The 5,162-nt window shown below is 71.1% G+C and carries 7 protein-coding genes; all 7 read right to left on the minus strand.

Features of this window, described 5'->3' with window-relative positions; translation table 11 throughout:
• Positions 1-28 precede the first annotated feature (28 nt).
• Positions 29-676: an NAD(P)H-dependent oxidoreductase gene (locus tag NCG93_RS09435; protein WP_194414247.1), complete on the minus strand. Its 648-nt coding sequence runs from the start codon at positions 674-676 to the stop codon at positions 29-31.
• Entirely contained in the window at positions 673-1,152 is a 480-nt protein-coding gene (locus NCG93_RS09440; protein ID WP_194414246.1) for a MarR family winged helix-turn-helix transcriptional regulator, read from the minus strand. Before NCG93_RS09440 ends, NCG93_RS09435 begins: the two co-directional genes overlap by 4 nt.
• A 54-nt stretch (positions 1,153-1,206) precedes the next feature.
• Entirely contained in the window at positions 1,207-2,271 is a 1,065-nt protein-coding gene (locus tag NCG93_RS09445) for an RNA polymerase sigma factor (protein WP_194414245.1), read from the minus strand.
• Positions 2,271-2,651 carry a YciI family protein gene (locus NCG93_RS09450; protein ID WP_194414244.1) on the minus strand — a complete coding sequence of 127 codons (381 nt, stop codon included), beginning with the start codon at positions 2,649-2,651 and terminating at the stop codon, positions 2,271-2,273. The genes NCG93_RS09445 and NCG93_RS09450 overlap by 1 nt, the downstream gene beginning before the upstream one ends.
• A 76-nt stretch (positions 2,652-2,727) precedes the next feature.
• Positions 2,728-3,318, minus strand: coding sequence for a hypothetical protein (locus tag NCG93_RS09455; RefSeq protein WP_194414243.1), 591 nt, complete (start codon positions 3,316-3,318; stop codon positions 2,728-2,730).
• Positions 3,319-3,530: 212 nt separating this feature from the next.
• Positions 3,531-4,331: an HpcH/HpaI aldolase family protein gene (locus NCG93_RS09460; RefSeq protein ID WP_194414242.1), complete on the minus strand. Its 801-nt coding sequence runs from the start codon at positions 4,329-4,331 to the stop codon at positions 3,531-3,533.
• Positions 4,316-5,101 (minus strand): 2-keto-4-pentenoate hydratase, encoded by a 786-nt coding sequence (locus NCG93_RS09465; RefSeq protein WP_194414241.1) that lies wholly within the window; start codon positions 5,099-5,101, stop codon positions 4,316-4,318. The genes NCG93_RS09460 and NCG93_RS09465 overlap by 16 nt, the downstream gene beginning before the upstream one ends.
• Positions 5,102-5,162 lie beyond the last annotated feature (61 nt).

Consider the following 5,162-nt stretch of genomic DNA (forward strand, 5'->3'; position numbering starts at 1 on the left):
GCCGCCTCCGTGTGGGAGGCAGTGAAGATCAGGCGGGGACGAGTTCGTCCCTGGGGCGGGCGACGACGGCTCCGGCATCCGTCGCTCCGAGAGATACCATGCCGCCGATCCAGCGCTCGCGGTCGGCGTCGCTGCGATGGCGCACCTCTGCGAGCCGCGTGACGCCGCGCACGCGGATGCCGCAGAACTCCAGCGTCGCATTGCGGAGCGAACGGATGGCGGCGTTGCGGTAGGCCCAGGCGTTCCAGAGCGGCGGGGAGTCCATCGTCATCACGATGCGCGCGCTGCGGCCGGTGAGCAGCTTGTCCCACAGACGGCCCGCGGGGCGGTATCGGTAGGCGAAGCCCGACAGGAAGACGCGATCGATCCAGGTCTTGAGTGCTGCCGGGTAGGAGCCCCACCACTGCGGGAAGAAGAAGACCAGGTGATCGGCCCAGTCGACGTCGTCGACGTAGGCGGCGACCTCGGGGGCGAGGGGAACGTCCGAGTCGGTGCGGGGGAGGCGGACTTCGTTGCGCTCCGCGGGATGGCCCGGCACCGCGTCGCGCGCGAGGTCGACGAGGCGCACCTCGGCACCGGCGGCGCGCGCCGCGTCGGCGTACGAGTGGGCGAGCGCGTGATTGAGGCTGCCGGCGAGCGGCGTGCCGATCACCACGAGTATGCGGGGGGTGTTCATGAGACGGTCTCCTCTGAGTGGGCCGGGCGCCCGTGGGGCGACGGCTGATTCTTGATGAAGTCGGTGAGGGTGACGAGCTGGGCGTTCAGTCGCGGCACGTCGATCGGATCGTCGCCGAGTGCCGGGTGGGTGAGCATCGCGGCGAACTCCCGCTCGAGCACGGCGCCGGCGTCGCGCACGAGTTCGGTGCCCCGCGGCGTCAGCGACAGCAGGACGCTGCGGCCCGCCCCCGGCGGCGACTGCGCGGTGATCCACCCGTCGTCGACGAGGGCGGGGACGCGCTTGCTGACGGCGGCCTTGGTGACTCCCAGGCAATGGGCGAGCGTGGTCATGTCGGCGGGTTCTGCGTCGTACAGCACGGCGAGGAACTGGAAGTGGTTGAAGGTGACGCCGTAACCCGACCGCAGCGCGGCGTCAGCGAACGCGTCGAGTTCCGCGAGGAGCTCGTGAAGGGTGAAGGTCAGCCGGTCGGACATGTTCCGAGTAAACCAGTTGACTCGTGCTGAGTCAACTGGTTTACTCACGCGGCGCTACGGCGTTTCCGTTCCTCCTCCGGCGCGCGCCTCGGCGGCGGCCAGGGCCGCGCGGGCGCCGTCGGTCGGCGCGATCGCGACGAGGCCGCGGTAGAGCTTCACGAGCGCCTCGACGTCGAGTTCGCCGGTGCGGGCGCGGTCGCAGTGCACCGCCTGGATCGCCGCCTCGAGTTGGAAGCGCCCAAGCGGGCGCCCCAGGGCCGCGGCGCGGCGCAGCAGCGCGGCGGCTTCGGCGATGAGCGCGCGGTCCCAGAGGGTCGGATCCTGCAGATCGAGCGGCGGCCAGGGCGCCTCGGCTCGCGCGGGCGCCCGTGACTGGGCGTAGGTGAGGAGCGCCGCCAGGCCCCATGCCTCCGGCTCGTCGTCGAGGAGCGTCGCCGTGAGCACGGCGAGCCAGCGCGCCTCGTCGGCGAGCGACTCCCGTGGCTCGTCGCCCTGGTCGAGCCAGCCGATCGCGTAGGCGCCGTAGATCGCCTCCAGCACCGCGGGCAGCCGGGCCGGCATGTCGGCGCGGTTCGGGATGCGGAACGGGATGCCGGCATCGCGGATCCTCCGCTTGGCTCGCACCAGGCGCTGCGCCATCGCCGTCTGCTCGACGCCGAACGCGCCCGCAATCGCGGCGGCGTCGAAGCCGAGCACCGACTGGAGCATCAGGGGCGTGCGGATGGCCGGGTCGATCGCCGGATGCGCGCAGGCGAACAGCAGCTCCAGCCGCTTGTCGGGGATCGCCGCGCTCTGCTCGAGGGCGGTCAGTGCATCGACGGCACTCTCATCGCCGCGACCGGCGGCGATCCCCTCCTCGAGGGGCACACCGCGGCGGTGCGCGGCGGAACCCAGGGCATCGCGCAGGCGATTGCGTGCCACGGTGACGAGCCACCCTTCGGGATTGGCGGGGATGCCGGCATCCGGCCACGTGCGCAGCGCACGCTCGAACGCGTCGGCGAGGGCGTCCTCGGCGAGGGCGACGTCGCTCGTCTGAGCGGCGACGATCGACAGGATGCGGCCGTACGACGCCCGCGCGGCGCGTTCTGCGACCGCGCGGGCATGCTCGGCGGTGGGCATCAGCGCGCGAAGGTGGTCCAGGCCCCGTCGGCGAAGTGCGTCGCGCTCGGACGCACTTCGACGGCGCCCCAGCCGGCCGACGGCGCCTTGCCGGCCCAGTCGATCGCGGCATCGAGGTCGGGCACCTCGATGACGAAGGTGCCGCCGAGCTGCTCCTTGGTGTCGGCGAAGGGGCCGTCCTGCACGCGGAGCGAGCCGTCGGCGGCGGTCACGGTCGTGGTGACCGCGGAGGGCTGGAGCACCTCGGCCGAGATCAGCACGCCGGAGGCGTCGAGCGCTTTGGCGTATTCGTCGAACTCGCGCATGCCTTCGGCGAGCGCTTCGGGACCGAGGTCCTCAGGGGTCATCTCGGGGTAGTGCAGGAGCAGTGCGTACCGCATGGCGTCGTCCTTTCTGGTGGGATCACGACACCCCTATGACGATCTCCGCCGTCACCGATCGACAGCTTCTGCCGAATCAGCCGTTTCCGAGCTCATCGAGCATGCGGCGCTGCTCGTCGGTGAGGCCGTCGTCGCGCTGGCGGCGGCCGGTCGCGGGTGCCGCGGCGCCGGGAGAGGTGTCGCGAGTGCTCGTGGACGCGGGTGCTGAGGTCGCGGCATCCGTCACCGTCTTCGTCCCGGTCGCTCTGTCGTAGAGCGTGCCGGCGTGGCCCTCGACCTTGTCGTCGATCGCGTCGTAGATCGCCCAGCCGATGAGGAGGAAGACCGGGGGCAGCACCCAGCCCCAGAATGCGCCGAAGATGCCGCCCCCGATGGAGACGCCGGTGAACAGCACGGTGGCGATCCACACCAGGAGGGCGACGGCGAAGGCGAGGAAGAACTCCACGAGCTTCTCACCGGCCTTGGTGCGCTGCCCGGCGGACTTGGCCGCCATCGAGCGGAACCACTTCTCGACGAGCGGCTTGATCCAGATGACGAGCGCCGTCAGCACGATGCCCGCCCAGAGCGCCGCCCAGCCCACCCGCGCGGGCGTGAGCCAGCCGACGACGAGCAGCACGACGACGTTGAACACGAGCAGCGACGCGAACCGCACGACCCACTTCTTCATGCGTTCACTGTGCCATGTCAGGCAGTGAGGGGCGAATGGATGCCGCGCCGCCGCGCTGCAGCTCACTGAAGCTCAGTGGGCCACAACTCCTCATTCGTCGCGGAGCATGCTCCGCCTGCCCCCGGAATCACGCGGAGCGTCGGGCGCGCGGGGTGCGTTCTTGAGGAGTTGCGGCGCACCCCTGAGGCGACGCGGTGCCGGAGCCGGGCGGGTCAGTACGAGGGGCGGTGGTCGTCGGATGCCGCGACCCAGCGCGCCGCGAGGGCCTCGGACCCGCGGGCCAGCAGTGCGACGTCGGCGCCGGCGAGAATGAAGTCCGCGCCGGCCGCGAGGTACGCATCGGCCGCGGCCGGATCGAACGCGTTCACGCCCACCGGCTTGCCCGCGGCGCGCACGGCGTCGAAGGTCTGGAGGACAGCGGCCACAACATCCGGATGTGTCTGCTGACCCAGGACCCCCATCGACGCGGCGAGGTCAGACGGCCCGACGAACACGCCGTCGACCCCGTCGACCGCGGCGATGTCGGCCGCCGCCTCGACGCCCGCCGCCGTCTCGATCTGCACGAACAGCGACACGTGCGCGTCGGCGTCGGCGAGATAGCCGTCGACGCGGTTCCACCGCGCCGACCGCGCGAGGGCCGAGCCTACGCCCCTTGTGCCCCGCGGCGGATAGCGGACAGCGGCGACGGCGGCCTCGGCATCCGCTCGCGACGACACCATCGGCACGAGCAGGTTCTGGGCTCCGAGATCCAGCACCTGCTTGATCGTCACGACGTCGCCGATCGGCACGCGCACCACCGGCGTCACCGGGTAGGCAGCCACCGCCTGCAGCTGCGCGAGCACCGACTCCAGACCGTTGGGGGAGTGCTCCATGTCGATGAGCACCCAGTCCAGGCCTGAGCCGGCGCAGATCTCGGCGACCAGGGGCGAGCCGGTGCAGATCCACATGCCGGCGAGCGGACGGGATGCCTCGGCCAGCGCGGTGCGGAACGTCGGGGTCAGACGAAGCGGCATTCGATCACTCCCATGGGTCCGTAGTCGCACCTGACGCTATCGCCCCGCGTCATCCACACGGGGCGGGTGAACGAACCGGCGAGGATGATCTCGCCCGCCTCGAGTCGCGCGCCGTGCTGATGGAACTTGTTCGCGAGCCAGGCGACGCCGGTCGCCGGGTGGCCGAGCACGCCCGCCGCGACACCTGTCTCTTCGATCTCGCCGTTGCGGCTCAGCACGCCGGGCACCCAGCGCAGGTCGATCTCGTCCGGACGCTTGTGCACGTCGCCGAGCACCATCGCACCGTACGCCGCGTTGTCGGCGATCGTGTCGACGATGGTGCGCCCCTCGAGCTCGATGTGCGAATTGAGCACCTCGAGAGCGGGGACCGCGTAGTCGATCGCCGCGAGGGCGTCGTCGAGCGTGCAGTCAGGACCCTCTAGGGGACTCTTGAGCACGAAGGCGAGCTCGACCTCGACCCGCACGTTCGAGAACTTCTCGACGGGGATCTCGGCACCGGACTCGTACACCGTGTCGTCGAACATCACGCCGTAGTCCGGCTCGGTGATCCCCGTCGCCTGCTGCATCGCCCGCGAGGTGAGCCCGATCTTGCGGCCCACGAGCCGGCGGCCCGAGGCGAGCATGGTGTCGCGCCAGACCCCCTGGATCGAGTAGGAGTCCTCGACCGTCGCGTCGGGGTAGCGCGCCGTGATGCGCGGGATCACGCCGTGCGTGCGATCGGCCTCTGCCAGCTCAGCCGCGAGCTGCTCGATGTCGCTGGGTGACAGCATCCGTTTCTCCTGTCGTGTCGGGTGAGTCAGGGGCGTTTCGTCTCGCTCGTTCCTCGCTCGC

Origin of the sequence: Microbacterium yannicii, from assembly GCF_024055635.1 — a bacterium.
GTDB classification, from domain to species: Bacteria; Actinomycetota; Actinomycetes; order Actinomycetales; family Microbacteriaceae; genus Microbacterium; species Microbacterium yannicii.